General features: G+C 71.0%; 1 protein-coding gene. It reads left to right on the top strand.

Annotation, left to right across the window (positions count from 1 at the left end; translation table 11 throughout):
- A partial coding sequence (locus JHD64_RS21440; protein ID WP_199055689.1) for a hypothetical protein occupies window positions 1–148 on the top strand: 148 nt, incomplete at its 5' end.
- Window positions 149–314: the final 166 nt, after the last annotated feature.

The following is a 314-nucleotide window of genomic DNA, read 5'->3' as shown; positions in this document are numbered from 1 at the left end:
CTTTGGTTATTTCCCCAGCTATACGCTGGGGGCGATGTATGCGGCGCAGTATTTCGCAGCGATACGACGCGATACGCCGGATCTGGAGCAGCGCATTGCCGCCGGTGATCTGGCCGTGGTGTTCGACCTGTCTCTTATACACATCTGACGCTGCCGACGAACGAACAACAGTGTAGATCTCGGTGGGCGCCGTATCATTAAAAAGGGGGGGGGGGGGGGGGGGGGGGGGGGGGGGGGGGGGGGGGGGGGGGGGGGGGGGGGGGGGGGGGGGGGGGGGGGGGGGGGGGGGGGGGGGGGGGGGGGGGGGGGGGGGG

Source organism: Aquitalea sp. ASV15 (genome assembly GCF_016429115.1).
Taxonomy (GTDB): domain Bacteria; phylum Pseudomonadota; class Gammaproteobacteria; order Burkholderiales; family Chromobacteriaceae; genus Aquitalea; species Aquitalea magnusonii.
Note: the sequence above shows the minus strand (reverse complement) of the source record. Positions and strands in the feature narration are given on the sequence as shown.